The organism is Streptomyces sp. NPDC000941, assembly GCF_053599555.1.
Window position 1 is genome coordinate 1 of sequence record NZ_JBSFMM010000062.1, and the last position, 17,057, is coordinate 17,057.

General features: G+C 72.3%; 12 protein-coding genes. 8 read left to right on the top strand and 4 right to left on the bottom strand.

Translation table 11 applies throughout. The annotated features are described in order from the left end of the window. Positions 1–668, top strand: a 668-nt coding sequence (locus tag ACWDSL_RS21090) for an MFS transporter (protein ID WP_450487518.1), incomplete at its 5' end; no start/stop codon positions are given. Here ACWDSL_RS21090 and ACWDSL_RS21095 read toward each other — a convergent pair. From ACWDSL_RS21095 to map, 3 genes are all read right to left on the bottom strand, one after another. Beyond that, positions 658–1,950, bottom strand: a complete 1,293-nt coding sequence (locus ACWDSL_RS21095; protein ID WP_450487520.1) for a M20 metallopeptidase family protein — start codon at positions 1,948–1,950, stop codon at positions 658–660. The genes ACWDSL_RS21090 and ACWDSL_RS21095 overlap by 11 nt on opposite strands. 169 nt (positions 1,951–2,119) lie before the next feature. Beyond that, complete coding sequence (locus ACWDSL_RS21100) at positions 2,120–3,160, bottom strand: DMT family transporter (protein WP_450487522.1); 1,041 nt, start codon at positions 3,158–3,160, stop codon at positions 2,120–2,122. A 196-nt stretch (positions 3,161–3,356) separates the two neighbouring features. Then, on the bottom strand, positions 3,357–4,124 hold the full coding sequence (gene map / locus ACWDSL_RS21105; RefSeq protein WP_450487524.1) for a type I methionyl aminopeptidase: 768 nt from the start codon (positions 4,122–4,124) through the stop codon (positions 3,357–3,359). A gap of 66 nt (positions 4,125–4,190) precedes the next feature. Between map and ACWDSL_RS21110 the strand changes: the two genes are divergently transcribed. From ACWDSL_RS21110 to ACWDSL_RS21120, 3 genes are all read left to right on the top strand, one after another. Continuing rightward, positions 4,191–4,469 (top strand): helix-turn-helix domain-containing protein, encoded by a 279-nt coding sequence (locus tag ACWDSL_RS21110; RefSeq protein WP_450487526.1) that lies wholly within the window; start codon positions 4,191–4,193, stop codon positions 4,467–4,469. Between the two features lie 104 nt (positions 4,470–4,573). Further along, positions 4,574–5,677, top strand: coding sequence for an esterase-like activity of phytase family protein (locus tag ACWDSL_RS21115; protein ID WP_450487528.1), 1,104 nt, complete (start codon positions 4,574–4,576; stop codon positions 5,675–5,677). 143 nt (positions 5,678–5,820) lie between these two features. Then, positions 5,821–10,044, top strand: a complete 4,224-nt coding sequence (locus ACWDSL_RS21120; RefSeq protein WP_450487599.1) for an ABC transporter ATP-binding protein — start codon at positions 5,821–5,823, stop codon at positions 10,042–10,044. 136 nt (positions 10,045–10,180) lie between these two features. Here ACWDSL_RS21120 and ACWDSL_RS21125 read toward each other — a convergent pair whose 3' ends face one another. Next, positions 10,181–10,624, bottom strand: a complete 444-nt coding sequence (locus ACWDSL_RS21125; protein ID WP_089507053.1) for a hypothetical protein — start codon at positions 10,622–10,624, stop codon at positions 10,181–10,183. 190 nt (positions 10,625–10,814) lie between these two features. Here ACWDSL_RS21125 and ACWDSL_RS21130 point away from each other — a divergent pair, with 190 nt between their 5' ends. From ACWDSL_RS21130 to ACWDSL_RS21145, 4 genes are all read left to right on the top strand, one after another. Further along, positions 10,815–12,245 (top strand): S28 family serine protease, encoded by a 1,431-nt coding sequence (locus ACWDSL_RS21130; protein WP_450487531.1) that lies wholly within the window; start codon positions 10,815–10,817, stop codon positions 12,243–12,245. A gap of 140 nt (positions 12,246–12,385) precedes the next feature. Further along, a complete protein-coding gene (gene lanA, locus ACWDSL_RS21135; RefSeq protein ID WP_450487533.1) occupies positions 12,386–12,535 on the top strand; it encodes an SCO0268 family class II lanthipeptide in 150 nt (49 codons plus the stop codon). Between the two features lie 95 nt (positions 12,536–12,630). Continuing rightward, positions 12,631–15,738: a lantibiotic dehydratase gene (locus ACWDSL_RS21140; protein ID WP_450487535.1), complete on the top strand. Its 3,108-nt coding sequence runs from the start codon at positions 12,631–12,633 to the stop codon at positions 15,736–15,738. Then, on the top strand, positions 15,722–17,053 hold the full coding sequence (locus ACWDSL_RS21145) for a lanthionine synthetase C family protein (protein ID WP_450487537.1): 1,332 nt from the start codon (positions 15,722–15,724) through the stop codon (positions 17,051–17,053). Before ACWDSL_RS21140 ends, ACWDSL_RS21145 begins: the two co-directional genes overlap by 17 nt. Positions 17,054–17,057: the final 4 nt, after the last annotated feature.

Here is a 17,057-nt window from a genome sequence, read left to right on the forward strand (position 1 = left end):
GGGCCGGAGCGCCGCGGCCGCGCGCCGGCGATCTGCTCGAAGGCTGGCGCCACATCCTGGGCCATCGGGTGCTGCGCCCGCTGTTCTTCAACACGATCCTGGTCAACGGCCTGATCATGGCGACGCAGCCGCTGCTCGCCGTACTCCTGCTTGACCGCCTCGGGTTCGCGCCCTGGCAGTACGGTCTCGCGTTCGCGGCCCCTTGTGTCGGCGGCCTCGTCGGCTCACGGCTGGCACCCCGGCTCGTGGCGCGGTTCGGGCAGCACAGGGTGTTGCTCACCGCCGGGGTGCTGCGTGCGTGCTGGTCCATCGGGTTGGTGTTCGTCCAACCCGGTGTCCCCGGGATCGTGCTCATCATCGCCGTCCAGCTCGGCCTGGTGACCTGCTGCGGCGTGTTCAACCCGGTGCTGTCCACCTACCGGCTCGACCACACCGACCCCGGCCGGGTCGCCCGTACCCTGACCGCCTGGTCGGTCAGCGGCAGCGCTACCACCGCGGCCCTGACCGCCGTATGGGGTCTGCTGGCCGCCATCACCGGCCCTCGCCCGGCGATCGCGATCGCCGGGCTGCTCATGCTGGCGACCCCGCTCCTGCTCCCGCGGCGCGATCACACGCCACCGCCACCACACGAGGCCGTCGACCGAGTTGCCCACCCTGCTACCGGTTGACGGGTCCCTGAGTCCGGTGTGCGACCCAGCCCGCCATCGCCCGTACGCCGATGCCGATCGCGCGCTCGTCCGGGGCGAAGTCGGGGTAGTGCGGGTAGCAGGCGGTGATGGGCGCGCCGGGGGCGCGGACGCCGAGGAAGGTGAAGGTGCCCGGGACGCGGTCCAGGTAGAGGGCGAAGTCCTCGCCGCTGAAGGGGATGGCGGCGTGGAGCTCGGTGACCGCGTCCCCGCCGAGGGTGCGGCTCAGGTGGCGGGCGAGGGCGCGGGCGTCCGGTTCGGGGCAGACCATGGCGGGGAACGGCTCGGCGGGGAAGCTCACCCCGGCCGCCGCCCCGTACGATCCGGCCAGCCGGCGGATGTCCGCGCGGACCTCCGCGTACCGTTCCTCCGGCCAGCAGCGGTAGGACACGCTCACCTTGGCCTCCTGCGCTCTGGCACGGACGGCCACGAACCGGGCCAGCGGTCCGTCGGGCGTCTGGAGGTCGGCGACCATCCGCTCCAGGTCCGCGGGGGTCTGCGGCGGTGTCACCGTGGCGAGCGCGCCGATCTCGGCGGCCAGGCGCCGTGCGGCGTCGGGGGCGTCAGGACCGGAGAGGGTCACCTCCGCGCGGTCCTGGCCCGGCAGGCCGTAGCCCGGGGTCACGGCGAACCGGCCCACCGGGAACGGACCGCAGTGCAGCGCGTGGATCTCCTCGACGCGGGCGCTCTCCAGCACACCCGCGTCGATCATCGCGCGGGCCCCGGCCAGGGCCTCCTCGGCGGGTTGGAAGAGGAACACCACCGTTCCGGAGAGGTGTTGGCGCAGCCGGGCCAGGACCTGCGCTGCGCCGAGGGCCACCGTGGTGTGGATGTCGTGGCCGCAGAGGTGGGCCGCCGCCGGGCCGCCCCCGACGATGTCCCCGGGCGGCACCGCGTCCATGTCCGCCCGGTACGCGACGGTGCGGCCGGGCCGTGCGCCCCGCAGCACGCCGACGACGCCGTGGCCGCCCACCCCGGTGGCGACGGCCAGCCCGGCGGCCCGCAGCTCTCGGGCCACCACGCCGGCGGTCCGCTCCTCCTGGCCCGGCGCTTCCGGGTGTTGGTGGATATCGCGCCGCAGCTCGATCAACCCGGGCTCCAGACGCGCCACCTCGGCGTCCACCGCCTCTTGCGCCACCGGCCGCCCCCGCCCACCGGCGACGGCCGTCCCCGCGGCTCCCCACCCGATTCCGGCGGCGGCCGCGGTCGCGCCGGCGGTGAGCAGCGTACGGCGTGCGAGGGTGTGTTTCTTGGGACGAGTCACTGTCTCCCCTGCCTGATCGTTCACGTGGTCTTCCGGGCCGATTCCCGATGGACACACGATCGCCGCACGCGCAGGCCACCGCCCATCCGGCTGGCCACCACGTTGCGGTGGGGGTAGCCCCCCACCGCAACACCGGACCGGGCCGGCCGGGGCAGTTGGGGCAGTTGGGTCAGCCGGGGCCGCGGCGACCTGCCCGCCTCGGTGCGGCCAGCAGCGCCAGGCCGAGGGCCAGGATCACCAGCCCGCACCAGGACACCATCGGCAGCCGCTCGCCCACGACCGTGACGCCCAGCACCGCCGCCACCGCGGACTCGGCCAGGCTGAGGGTGGTGGCCACCGACGCCGGGGTGTGGCGCAGGCCGTGGCCGAAGAGGCGGTAGGCGAGGAAGACGGGGAACACGCCGAGGTGGAGTACCACCGCGGCGCCGCGGACGGTGGCGAGCCACGCCGTACCGGTGGCGAGCAGGACGGGCAGCGCCAGCAGCCCCGCAGCGCCGAACATCGCGCCCATGACCGCGGCGGACGGGTGTCCCCGGTCGATGAGGCGCCCGCCGATGACCGAGTACGTGGCGTACGAAAGCCCCGCGAGGGTGGCGAGGCCGATTCCGGTGGCGTCCATGTGTGCCGGGTCCCCGGTGAGCTGGGGGCCGAGGGTCAGGACGGCGCAGCCGGCCACCGCGGCCAGGGTGGCGACGGCCCAGCGCTTGGTCGGCCTGGCCTGGCCCGTGGCCCAGGCCAGCAGGCCGGTGAAGACGGGCGCGCTGCCCAGCGCGATCACGGCGGCCACGGCCACGCCCGTACGTGCCACGGCCGGGTAGAAGCTGAGCGGATTTCCGGCCACGGCGAGCGCGCCGAGGGCGAGGAGCCGCCGCTCCGCGCCGGTGGACGCGGTGAAGAGCGTCCACCGGCCACGGGTGCTGAGGAACAGCAGCAGCCCGCCCAGGGCCAGGCTCGCGGCGCCGATGGCGAGCGCGGAGGTGCCCGCGGGGGCCATGGAGGCGGCGGTTCCGGTGGTGCCCCAGAGCACCGCCGCCGCGAGGATGGGCAGCGGGCCGTCGATGAGGCGGTTGGGGCGGGTGCCCGGGGACGTAGGGAGCGGCGCTGGGCGTGACGCGGGTGAAGGCGCGGGGGAAGCCGCGGATGAAGGGGACACGCCGGATGAAGCAGGGGTGTGCTGAGCCACAGTCGTGAACTCCGTTGTCGAAACCATCAAGTGGGCTGGATTCGAGAACGGGCGCACGACAGCGGCCCCGGGAGGCGGCCCGCGCGATCAGCGCGTGGCGGCGGCCGGGAGCGGCAGTGGGATCAAGCTTTCAGCGCGTGCGCCCGATCAGGCGCACGGCGGCGGTGTTACGGCGTGCCAGTAGGTGTCCACGCGGGGATCGTAACCGACGGAACGGTGCGGGTCACAGCGCCGTCAGCACGCGCGGGCCGTCCTCCGTGATGGCCACCGTGTGCTCGCTGTGCGCCGCGCGGCTGCCGTCCGGGGTGCGCAGCGTCCAGCCGTCGGCGTCGGTCGTGTACGCGTCGAGGCCGCCGGCCATGAACATCGGCTCGATGGCCAGCACCAGCCCGTGCCGGAGCGGGTAGCCGCGGCCGGGGCGGCCCTCGTTGGGCACCGGCGGGTCCTCGTGCATCCGGCGGCCGATGCCGTGGCCGCCGAAGTCCTCGGGGATGCCGTACCCCGCGGCGCGCCCGACCGTGCCGATGGCGTGTGCGATGTCCCCCATGCGGGCCCCGACCACGGCCGCCTCGATGCCCGCAGCCAGGGCCTGCTGGGTGGCCTCGACGAGGCGCTGGTCGGCGGGGCGCGGGGTGCCGACGATGAAGCTGACGGCGGCGTCGCCGGCCCAGCCGTCGACGATCGCGCCGCAGTCGATGCTGACCAGGTCCCCGTCGCGCAGCCGGTAGCCGTTGGGGATGCCGTGGACGATCGCGTCGTTCACGGAGGCGCAGATCACGGCCGGGAAAGGGGTGGGCGCGAAGTGCGGCCGGTAGCCGAGGAAGGGCGACTCGGCCCCCGCCTCCGCGAGCACCGCGCGCGCCACCTCGTCCAGCTCGCGCAGCGACACGCCGACCGCGGCGGCCTCCTGCGTGGCGGCGAGCGCGGCGGCGACGACGCGCCCCGCCTCGCGCATGGCGTCCAGCGACGCGTCGGTCTTGATCTCCACCATGGTGGCCTCCTGGGGATGCGACAGGTGCCTCGACACAATTCTTATACCGGTATTAGTATCACGGTCATGGTGCGCACCCCTCTCACCCCACTGGAACGCGAACGCGGCCGGTACCTCGGCCTCCTCCTCCGCCAGGCCCGCGGCGAACGCAGCATGGCCGAGGTCGCCGCCGAGGCCGGGATCTCCGCCGAAACCCTCCGCAAGATCGAGACCGGCCGGGCCCCGACCCCCGCCTTCTTCACCGTCGCCGCCCTGGCCGGCGCCCTCGGATTGCCCATGGACAAGCTGGCCCAGCAGTGCGCGGAGGTCACTCTCACATCCGAGGAGGAGGGGGCGGCGGCCTAGTACGGCGCTCAACTCGGGCTCCAGGTGGGCGAATTAGCGTCCCGAGCCGCGTCGGCAAACTCAGCCGCGCGGTTCAGGCCGCTTTCCACCGAAGAGGAACGCCCATGCGCCGCCATCTCCGTATCGCACTCGCCACCGCCACCGCCGCCCTCGCGCTGTGCAGCTCCCTGGGCGTCGCGGGTGGTGGTAGCGCCACCGCCCGTGACCGGAACGACGACCACAAGTGCTCGGACAACGTGGATGTCGATGCCTTCTCCGACGACCTCGACGCGACTCTCTTCCGGAAGAGGTACGTCGGAAATCTCTCCGGCCTCGCCGTCGACACCGACGGCTCCATCGCCGCGCTCTCCGACCGGTCCGTGCTGTTCCGCCTGGACATGGAGCCCGAACTGAAGCCGGGCGCGGTGACCGATCTCAGGGACGAGCAGGGATATCCCTCGCTCGACTCCGAGGCCCTGGTGATCGACAGCGACAAGACCCGCCTGGTCACCTCCGAGATCGAGCCGTCCATCCGGCTCTACGACGAGTCCGGCAAGAATCCCGTCAAGCTGGACATGCCCAAGAGGCTGCTGGTCAAGCCGGCCGGGCGGGCCCCCGACAGGAACCTGACCCTCGAAGGGCTGACCCTCAAGACCGGGGGCCACACCCTCATCGCCTCCATGGAGGGGCCGCTGGAAGGGGACGGCAAGGACACCGCGGGGCATACGCTGGTGCGGCTGCAGAGCTGGCATCGGGAGCAGGGTCAGGCCGCGAAGGACTTCAAGATCAGCAAGCAGTACGGCTACGCGGTCGACAAGAATCCCGACAACGCGAACAAGGACCTCGGCATCTCCGAGATCGCCGCGACCCCCGACGGCCGTCTCCTCGTCCTCGAACGCGGCCATTCTCCGAGCGGCAACACCGTCCGCCTCTACCTCGCCGACCTGAACCAGGCGAGCGACGCCACCGACGTCGAGAACCTGCCCGGGTCGGCCCACCTCGTGAAGAAGACCCTGCTCGCCGATCTCGTCAAGTGCCCCGACCTCGGCGCGCCCGCCAAGCAGCCCCAGCACAACAAGCTGCTCGACAACATCGAGGGCATGACCATCATCGGCCACCCCTCCGCTGACGAGCTGACCCTTCTGCTCGTCAGCGACGACAACGCGAACGTGAATCAGGTCACCCGCCTCTACGCGCTGACGGTCCGGCTGCCGAGCAGCGGCTCCTGAAGGGCGGAATCCACAGGTCACGGCGGGGTCCAGGGGCCGAGCCCCTGGCCCCGTTTTGTTGCGGCAGGATGAAATCCGCACACCAGAGCGTTGGTGCCTTCCGGTAGCAAAGGCAGACCGGGAGGTCACGGGTGGCGGACGCGATGGCGGACGAGGCAGGTATACGTCAGGGCGATGGGCGTCAGGCCGAGACACGGCAGGACGGCTGGGCGCGGCGGCTGATCCGCTACTGCTGGCGGTACCGCCGTGACGTGCTGCTGGCCCTCGGCGCCTCGCTCGGTGGGATGGCCGTGACGGCGCTGGTGCCGCTCGTCACGAAGCTGATCATCGACGATGTGATCGTCAAGCACGACCGCTCGCTCGCCCCGTGGGCCACCCTGCTGGTCGTCGGGGCGGTCGTCGTCTACGGCCTCACCTTCATCAGGCGCTACTACGGCGGCCGGCTCGCGCTGGACGTACAGCACGATCTGCGCACCGAGATGTTCGCGGCGATCTCCCGGTTCGACGGCAAGCGGCAGGACGAGCTGAGCACCGGGCAGGTCGTCGGCCGCGCCACCAGCGATCTCCAGCTCATCCAGGGGCTGCTGTTCATGGTGCCGATGATGATCGGCAACGTTCTGCTCTTTGTGATCTCGCTGATCGTGATGGCGACGCTCTCGCCGCTGCTCACCGTCATCGCGCTCGCCCTCGCCCCCGCCCTGTGGATCATCGCCTCGCGCAGTCGCACCCGCCTGTTCCCCGCCACCTGGTACGCCCAGGGGGAGGCGGCGGCCGTCGCCGGGGTCGTGGACGGGGCGGTCACCGGGGTGCGGGTGGTCAAGGGGTTCGGGCAGGAGGAGCAGGAGACCGGGAAGCTGCGCGAGGTCAGCCGCCGGCTGTTCGCCGCCCGGCTGCGGACCGTGCGTCTGAACTCCCGCTACACCCCCGCCCTCCAGGCCGTACCCGCCCTCGGCCAGGTCGCCATGCTGGCGCTGGGCGGCTGGATGGCCACCCGCGGCCAGGTCACGCTCGGCACCTTCGTCGCCTTCTCCACCTACCTCGCGCAGCTGGTCGGGCCGGTCCGGATGCTCACGATGGTGCTCACGGTCGGGCAGCAGGCGCGGGCCGGTGTGGAGCGGGTCTTCGAGCTGATCGACACCGAGCCCGCCATCGAGGAGCGCGCCGACGCCCGGGAACTGCCGGCCGACGCGCCCGCGACCGTCGAGTTCGACCATGTCACCTTCGGCTACGACCCCGACCGCCCCGTCCTCGACGATCTGTCCCTGCGGATCGAGCCTGGCGAGACGCTCGCGGTCGTCGGCGCCTCCGGCAGCGGCAAGTCGACGCTCTCGCTGCTGCTGCCCCGCTTCTACGACGTGTCGGCGGGCGCGGTGCGGATCGGCGGCCACGATGTGCGCGAGCTGACGTACGACTCGCTGCGCGCCGCGATCGGGCTGGTGCCGGAGGACAGCTTCCTGTTCTCCGACACGGTGCGCGCCAACATCGCGTACGGGGCGCCGGACGCCACCGACGAGCAGATCCGCGCCGCGGCCCGCGCCGCCCAGGCCGACGGCTTCATCTCCGCGCTCCCCGACGGCTACGACACCGAGGTCGGCGAGCAGGGCCTGACCCTCTCCGGCGGCCAGCGCCAGCGTGTCGCCCTGGCCCGCGCCATCCTCACCGACCCGCGGCTGCTCGTCCTGGACGACGCCACCTCGGCGGTGGACGCGCGCGTCGAGCACGAGATCCATGAGGCGCTGCGCAGTGTCATGGCGGGGCGTACGACCCTGCTCATCGCCCACCGCCTGTCCACCCTCGCCCTCGCCGACCGCATCGCCGTACTCGACCGCGGCCGGCTCGCGGACGTCGGCACCCACGAGGAGCTGAGCGAGCGCAGCGCCCTGTACCGGCGGCTGCTGACCGACCCGGACGAGCTGAGCGGCATCACCCGCGATCCGGCGGGCAGTGTGGCGGGTGGCGACGGCGCGGGCCGCTCCGCGGTGGATGCGGAGGACGTGGTGGGTGGCCCCGCGGCCGGCCTCGTCGGCGCGGGCGCGCTCGCCGGGGCCTTCGGCGGGGAGGCTTCAGCCTCCGGGCTCGCCGTGCCGGGGCTGGACGGCGCGCCCGACGCATCGCTCCGCGACGGCGACCGAGCGGCCGAGGCCGACAGCCGGGCCGCCGGAGCGGACCGCGCTGTGGCCCGCGCGGTCATCAGCAGCAGCCTGGCGCGGAGGGACGGCCGGCCCGGCGCGGAGCACAGCTCCGCGGCCGAGCCGGGGGGATCGCATCCGGCGCCCGCTGTCGCCCAGGCCCCGGACGGGGACACGCCCGACGGCGAGGCCCGGCCGCACGAAGCGAAGCCGCCGCACGACGCGAAGCCCCCGCGCGTCGTCGACGGCGTGACCCCCGAGCTGTGGGTGCGGCGCGAGCCGACAGATGGCAACGGCGCGGACCGCGACCGGGTCGGGGGCGGAGCCCCCGCCGCCCCCGGCCCCGGCATGGCCGGGGCGCTCGCCGGGATGCCCGCCACTCCCGATCTGCTGGCCAAGGTCGCCGCCCTGCCGCCCGCCACCGACACCCCCGACGTGGACGAGAAGCGGGCCGCGCGCCCCGAGCGGACGTACGGGCTGCGGCAGCTGCTGCGCGGGTTCGGGGCGCCGCTCGCGGTCAGCCTGGCGCTGGTGACGGTCGACGCGCTGGCCGGGCTGCTGCTGCCGGTGCTCATCCGGCACGGCATCGACCAGGGCGTCCAGCGGATGGCGCTGGGCGCGGTGTGGGCCGCCTCCGCGCTGGCGCTCGTGATCGTCCTCGCGCAGTGGGCGGCGCAGATCGGCGAGACGCGGATGACCGGGCGGACCGGTGAGCGCGTGCTGTACGCGCTGCGCGTGAAGATCTTCGCTCAGCTGCAGCGGCTCGGGCTCGACTACTACGAGCGCGAACTGACCGGCAAGATCATGACCCGGATGACCACGGACGTGGACGCGCTGTCGACCTTCCTGCAGACCGGTCTGGTCACCGCCGTCGTCAGCGTGCTGACCTTCTTCGGCATCCTGGTCGCGCTGCTGATCATCGACGTCCAGCTGGCGCTGGTGGTCTTCGCCTCGCTCCCGCTGCTGATCATCGGGACGTTCTTCTTCCGGCGGCAGAGCGTCAAGGCGTACGAGCTGGCGCGCGAGCGGGTCAGCGTGGTCAACGCCGATCTGCAGGAGAGCGTGGCCGGGCTGCGTATCGTGCAGGCATTCCGGCGTGAGCGGGCGGGCCGGGAGCGGTTCGCGGGGCGCAGCGACTCGTACCGCCAGGCGCGGGTGCGCGGCCAGTGGCTGATCTCGGTGTACTTCCCCTTCGTCCAGCTGCTGTCCTCCGTCGCGGCCGCGCTGGTGCTGATCGTCGGCGCCGGGCGGGTCGGCGAGAACACGCTGACGGCGGGCGCGCTGGTCGCCTACCTCCTCTACATCGACCTGTTCTTCGCCCCCGTCCAGCAGCTCTCCCAGGTCTTCGACGGCTATCAGCAGGCGACCGTCTCGCTGCGCCGCATCCAGGAGCTGCTGCGCGAGCCGACGAAGACCCCGCTCGCGAAGGCGCCGCGCGAGGTGCGGTCGCTGCGCGGGGAGGTGGCCTTCGACGGGGTGCGCTTCGGGTACGGGAAAGCCGGTGAGAACAGTGAGGACGCTGTGGAGGCGCTGGCGGGCGTCGACCTGACGATCCCCGCCGGGCAGACCGTCGCCTTCGTCGGCGAGACGGGCGCGGGCAAGTCCACGCTCGTCAAGCTGGTCGCACGGTTCTACGACCCCTCCTCGGGGGCCGTGCGGGTGGACGGCACGGATGTGCGCGAGCTCGACCTCACCGCGTACCGCAACCGCCTGGGCGTGGTGCCGCAGGAGCCGTATCTGTTCCCCGGGACGGTGCGCGACGCCATCGCGTACGGGCGCCCGGACGCGAGCGACGCCGAGGTGGAGGCGGCGGCCCGGGCGGTCGGCGCCCACGCCATGGTGGCCTCCCTCGACGGCGGCTATCTGCACGAGGTCACCGAACGCGGACGCAATCTGTCCGCCGGGCAGCGGCAGCTCATCGCGCTGGCCCGCGCCGAACTGGTCGGCCCGGACATCCTGCTGCTCGACGAGGCCACGGCCGCGCTCGACCTGGCCACCGAGGCCCTGGTGAACCAGGCCACGGACCGCCTGGCGGGCAGGCGCACCACACTGGTCGTGGCGCACCGGCTGACGACCGCGGCCCGTGCGGACCGGGTGGTGGTCCTGGACCACGGGCGGGTCGTCGAGGACGGTACGCATGAGGAGTTGGTGGCCCGCGAGGGGCGGTACGCCGAGCTGTGGCGCGCCTTCACAGGGCACGCCTACACGGGGGAGACGGCGCCGACGGCCGTCGGCTGACGGCGGGCGGGCGCCGGATGCGTCGTCCGGCCGGGAGGGTGTGCCGTGCTGCGCACCGGTCCGGCCGGGCCTTGTGCCTGCGCCCGTGACCCCCGTGGTGACTCTCGGCACTCAACTGATGTTACCCATCGTTACATCACGGTTCCATGCCGCTTGCCCTGGCTATCCCCTCCACCTCGCGCCTGTCCCGTTCCCGCTGCTCCGCGTCGGCGGCGACCCGCTTTTTGTGGCGCTGCAGGAAGTCGGGGTCGTCCGCCCGGTCCTGGGGGACCAGGACCTTCATGCCCTTGGCGTGCGGGCTGTCGCCGAGGTCCACGACCACCCGTTCGTCCTGGGAGGTGAGCAGGCCGAACAGCACCAGCAGTTCCGCCTGCAGAGCGGGGGTGAACAGCTCCTTTTCCTCGGGTCCCATGCCGAGTTCGTACGTCCCCCCGCGGACGGCCGGTGAGGTGCTCAGCTCGCGCAGCAGCCGCATCAGCAACTCCAGCGAGCGCGGATCGATTCGTTCCTGCAATTCGGTCAGATACTGCGTCAGCCGCTCGGCCCGTTCGCTCCGGTCGTGCCGTTCGTCTCGGTCCATGTAGGCAGGATGAGCCATCACAGCCCGCTACGAAAGAGGGCGGAGCCCATAACTCTCCGTATTCGAGCCCCAGTTGGCCGGTCTGGTGGCCTCACCTGTGCCCCGATAGGTTCTCGGCGATCTGCGCGAACGGAATTGCACGAACTGATTCCGCGCGAACTGAATCTGTACGAACCGAAGGGGAGGGCGAATGGCCAAGGCACTCAGATGGCTGCTGGCGCTCGTGATGCTCGTCGGGGCGGTCGGCGCGGGCGTCGGCAGCGCGACCGCGGCACCGACCACCACGGCACCGACCACCGCGAAACCGGCCACCGCGGAGCCGGACATCAAGGACCGAATACTCGCGATACCGGGGATGAGCTTCGTCGAGGAGAAGCCCTATGACGGCTATCGCTTCCTCGTGCTGACCTACACCCAGCCGATCGACCACCGGCACCCGTCCAAGGGCACCTTCAAGCAGCGGTTCACCCTGCTGCACAAGTCCACCGACCGGCCCACGGTGTTCTTCACCTCCGGCTACAACGTCAACACCAGCCCGCGGCGCAGCGAGCCGACCCAGATCGTCGACGGCAACCAGGTGTCGTTGGAGTACCGCTTCTTCACCCCGTCCCGGCCCCAGCCCGCCGACTGGTCCAAGCTCGACATCTGGCAGGCGGCCAGCGACCAGCACCGCCTCTACCGGGCGCTGAAGCCGGTGTACGGCAAGCGGTGGCTGGCCACGGGCGGCAGCAAGGGCGGTATGACGGCGACGTACTACCGCCGCTTCTACCCGGGCGACATGGACGCCACCGTCGCCTACGTCGCGCCCAACGACGTGGTGAACAAGGAGGATTCGGCCTACGACCGCTTCTTCGCCTCCGTCGGCACGCCCGAGTGCCGCACCAAGCTGAACGCGGTGCAGCGCGAGGCCCTGGTCCGGCGCGACGAGATCGTCGCCCGCTACCAGAAGTGGGCGGACGGCGAGGGCCAGACCTTCACCGTCGTCGGCAGCGCGGACAAGGCGTACGAGAACGTCGTCCTCGACCTGGTGTGGGCCTTCTGGCAGTACCACCTGGTGAGCGAGTGCGCCGACGTGCCCGCGCCGACCGCCTCGACCGACGAGCTGTACGCCTTCATCGACGACATCTCCGGCTTCGCCGCCTACACCGACCAGGGCCTGGAGACCTACACGCCGTACTACTACCAGGCGGGCACGGAACTCGGCTCGCCCACCTTCGACACCCCGCACCTGGACGGGTTGCTGCGCTACCCGGGCATCTACACCCCGCGCAGCTACGTTCCCAGGGAGATCCCCATGCGGTTCCGGCCATCCGCGATGCGGGACATCGACAGCTGGGTGCGGCACGGCGCGCGGCGGATGCTGTTCGTGTACGGGCAGAACGACCCGTGGGGCGCGGAGCGGTTCCAGCTCGGCAAGGGCTCCCGGGACTCCTACGTCTACACCGTCGCGGGCGGCAACCACGGCTCGAACATCGGACAGCTCGCGGCCGACGAGAAGGCCAAGGCCACGGCCGCGGTGCAGCGCTGGGCGGGCGTCGAGCCCGCGGCGAAGCCGCTCGCCCCGTACGACGCGCGGCTCGACCGCCGGGACGTGGAGCGCGAACCGGCCCTGCGGCCTTAGTGGCAGCCGCGTCAGCCCCGCAGATCATGGCTGAAAATCGGCTCCCTGACTGGTGATTCCAGGGTGAAAGTAGTGCCTGCCGAGGAGAACCAGTGCTTCGGCGAGTTCCAGTCGGTGCACCTTGACATACAGGGAGAAGCATGCGTACTGAGATTGTTCTTCAGAACGACGACCTCGACCTCGACCTGCGCGTCTCCGACCTTCCGGAGGGGACGGAGCAGTTCGGGCAGGGTACGTTCACCTCGCCGAGCAGCTACGCGATCGGTACCCGCTGCCCCGTTTGTTGCTAGCAGGGGCCGGACGATCGAGCGGGGCAGGCGGTGCCTGCCCCGCTGTTCTGTATCCCAGCTGTTCTGTATCCCAGGTGAGGCGAGGAAACAGCAACGTGCGACCGGAGTCAGACATCTTCGAGGTACGTGAACCGGTGCTGGTGCGGATCGCGAGCCGACCCCGCCACATAGCAGCCCGCGCCGAGTCCGTGATCGACGCCGATGACCCCGTGCCCGGCATCCGCAGCCTGGCCGCCGACCCCCTGCTCCAGCAGGCCGTCCACGTCGCAAGCGGCAGTCTGGCCCTCAGCCTCCGACGCCTCGGCGACGACGAGGAGGCGGCGGCTTACGGCCGCAAGCGCACCCTGAGCGCCGCCCGGACCCTCACCCGGTACGCACGGCGGTCCGGTGGACGCCCCACCCCCTTCGGGCTCTTCGCGGGAGTGGGCAGGGCCCGCTTCGGCCCCGCTGCCAAGGCGGGGCCCGCCGGCCTTGGCGAGGTGTCGGTCCGTCTTGACGGCGCCTGGCTGCACCGCCGCGTGCTGGCCTGGCTGGCCGACCCCCGGGTGCGCCGCCGGGTGGATGTCGTCCTCAACGACCTGTGTGTCCTCCGGGACGGCCGGCTGACGCTGCGCACCGGCGAACGGCAGACCTCGGTCCGCGACAACGCGCTGGTCGCCGCGGTGCGCGAACTCACCGCCACCCCCGTCCCCTACGCCGTGCTGTCCGACGAGCTGTCCCGCCGCTTCCCCACACTCGGCCTGGAGCGACTGGACGCCCAACTCGGCGGTCTCGTCCAGCACGGCCTCCTGCTCACCTCGCTGACCCCGCACCGTATCGACGACGAACTCCTCGACCGGATCGAGGCCGCGCTCCAGGACACCCTTCCCGACGCGGCCGCGGGACTGCGCTCGGTCCGCTCGGCCGCCGCCGTTCATGAACAGGACCCTCCCGGTGCGGGACTCGCCTCCTGGCAGACGCTTCTCGACCGGGTCCGCCGCCTCGACGCATCCGGGGAGAGCGGCGACGGGCACCAGCGGCCACCGGTCCACGTCGATCTGCGGATGCCCGCCGACTTCGTCGTCCCGCACCCGGTCGGTGAGGAGGTGCGCCGCTACGCCGCCGCGATCTGGGCGATGACGCCTGAGTGGACGACGCTCGAGTACATGCGGGACTACCGGGACCGCTTCATCGAGCGGTACGGAACCGCGTCGGCCGTGCCCCTCGCGGATCTCGTCGACCCGCACCGCGGTCTCGGTCTGCCGCCCGAGTACGCGGAGCCGCCCGTCCATCCGCGCACCGGACCGGGTGAGGAGGCCGACGGCCCGCGCCGTGGTGTGATCGCGGACCTCGTCCAGCAGGCCGTCCTCGCCGGAACCGACATCGAGCTCACCGACGACGACGTGGCACGTCTGGCCACTGCCGTGGGACACGACCCCGACACCAGGCCGCCGCGCACCCTTGAACTGTGCTTCCAGATTCTCGCGGACAGCCTGGACGCCCTGGACCGGGGAGACTTCCAGCTCCTCGGCAGCCCGCACATCGGCTCCTGGACGGCCGGCGCCACCGCGGGCCGGTTCGCCGCCACCACCGGCCTCACCGACGAACTGGCCCACCTCGTCTCGTACTCCGCCGGCTCCGACAGCCTGCGGGCGCAGGTGGACGTGGCGCCCACCGACCCTCGTTCGCTCAACATCGTCCAGGTGCCGCGCCTGCTCCCGTACCGCATCCCCATCGGCGTCGCCGACGACCGCGGTGACCCCCACTGCCTGGACTGGCGCACCTTGCTGGTGGCGGCCGGCGCGGACGGGCTGAGAGTGCTGCACGAACCCACCGGCCGCCCGGTCGAACCGGTGTTCCCGCACATGCTGGCGCTCGACGCCCAGGCGCCCCCGGTGGCCCGCTTCCTGTCGGATCTGGCCGCGGCCCGTCCCCGCGTATGGTCCGGCTGGGACTGGGCCGGCCTGGACGTCCTTCCCTACCTGCCCCGGGTGCGCTACGGCCGGGTCCTGGCGGCCCCCCGCCGCTGGCTGCCGGGCCGACGGCTGCGCGACGCCGCCCGCGTGCAGGGCGGAACCGCGTGGCAGGAGGGGCTGCGCGAGTGGCGGCGGCGCCTTGTGGTGCCCGACCGTGTGCAGATCGCCAAGAACGACCAGATGTACCCGATCGACCTGCGCGACCCCTGGGACCAGGACCTGCTGCGCTCCGAACTGACCGCGGAGCGGCCCCGCTTCGTCCTGTACGAGGACATCACCGCCGACGGTGCGCACCTGGGCTGGAACGCGGGACACAGCACCGAGATCGTGGTGCCTTTGGCGCGCGCCCATGAGCCCCGCCGCTCCTCCGCACCGTCCGCCCCGACGCCGATCCGGCGTGCCCCGACCCGGGTCCACCTGCCCGGCGAGGACTGGCTGTTCGTCAAGCTGTACGCCGAACCGGCCGCCCACGACGCGCTGTTGACCGGCCACCTGCCGCAGTGGCTCTCGGACGTCGAGAAGGACGTCGACCGGTGGTTCTTCCTGCGCTACCGGGACCCCGAGCCGCATCTGCGGCTGCGGTTCCACGGAGATCCGGACGTGTTGAACGGTCGTGTCCTGCCCGTTCTCAGCCGCCACATCCGCGCCGCGATCGGTTCCGGCGCGCTGCGCACCATGGCCCTGGACGTGTACCGGCCCGAGACCGACCGTTATGGCGGCGACTCCTCCCAGGAGGCGGCCGAGCGGCTGTTCCGGACCGACAGCCTCTCCGCGCTGCTGCAGCTGCGTGCGCGCGGGGCGGGAGCGTCGGCCGTGCCCGACGATGTGCTGGCCGCCCTGGGGCACGCCGTCCTGCTGGACTCCCTGGGGGACTGGGACTGGTGCGCCTGGGTGGACCGTATGTTCACCAAAGGACCGGAACACGACGCCTACCAACGGCATCGGTCGTCGGCCCACCGACTGATCCGCCCCGGCGAGACCGGCGAGACCGCCCGGCTGGCCGCCCAGGAACTGTCGTCCCCGGAGCTCGCGCGACTGTGGACCGGGACACCGGAGCCGCGCGACTACGGCCGTCTGATCCTGGCCGCTTCGCCCGCCGACCGTGACGAGGCGGTGCTCTCCCTCCTCCATATGCGGCACAACCGCCTGTTCGGCATCGGCCGGGCGGCGGAGGCCCGTGGCTACGCCGTACTGCGCGGCGTGGCCCGCGCCCAGATCGGCAGGAGGGCTCATGCGACCCGTACCTGACCGCGCCGCCGTACGTGACCGTGCGCTGGCCGTCTCCGCCCAGATCCTCGACCGGCTGGCCGACCCGCCCGCCACCATGGCCGCCACCCGCATCCCCGCCGAGGCGGCGGACGACGGCGTCCCCGAGAGCGTCTGGGCCGAGTTGACCCTCGGCAGCGGAAGCCCCGGCCTGTCCATCGCGTTCAGCGGAGTGAGCCACCGCGCGGCCGAACAGGTGCCCCGGGCGCATGCCTACCTGGGAGTGGCGACCCGGGCCGTGGCCTCCGGGACCGTCGCCCCGAGCGGCATCTTCAAGGGGCCGGGAGCACTGGCCTTCGCGGTGCTGCTCGCCCATCGCAGCACCGGCGGCTATGTCTCCGCGCTCCAGCGTCTCGACGCGTATCAGCGCGATCTGGTGGGCACCGTACTGCCCGCGGGCGAGGACGACGCCCCACTTCCCACCATCGGCCACTACGAGGTGGTCCGCGGTCTGACCGGAGTCGGCCGCTACCTTCTCGCCCGCGTCGAGAGCTGCGGCCAGGCGCTCGACAGCGTCCTCGACTACCTGATCTGCCTGTCGCGCGGGACCGTCGGGCACCGTGGGCACCGGGTGCCCCGGTGGTGGGCTCTGGACGCGCCACGTATCGGTTCCGAGGCCGCGTTTCCCGGCGGCCACCTCAACCTCGGTATCTCACACGGCGTCGCGGGCCCTCTCGCGCTGATGTCGCTCGCCTGGCAGCAGGGTGTCAGGCGCCCGGGTCAGCGGGAGGCCATCGAGTCCACTGCGGACCTCCTGACGCGGTGGGCGGTCAAAGACGGGCACGGCCCCTTCTGGCCCCCTCATCTCAGCCTCGCCCAGTGGCTGGCCGGCCCGGAGGAGTACGGCGAGCCCGCCGGATGGCCGTCGTGGTGCTACGGCGCCCCCGGTGTCTCGCGCGCCCTCCAACTGGCCGGACTGGCACTGGACCGACAGGACTGGGCGGCCCTGTCGCAAGCGTCGGTGGAGCGGCTGCTGACCGTGCCCATGCACGACTGGGGCATCCACGATCACGCCCTGTGCCACGGCTGGGCAGGCGCCCTGCACCAACTCGGCCGGCTCAACGAACACCTCGACGACCCGCGGATCGACGTCCTCCGGGACCAGCTGGCCACCGAGTTGACCCAGTCCTTCGACCCGGACCTGCCGTTCGGGCTCCGCTTCACCATGACAGCGGTGCCCTACGGCTCCGACATCTCGGGCTACCTGGACGGCGCTGCGGGCGTCGCCCTGGCCCTCGACTCCTACGCGGCGGGAGCCACCCCGTCCGGCTGGGACATGCCCTTGCTGCTGTCCTGACCCT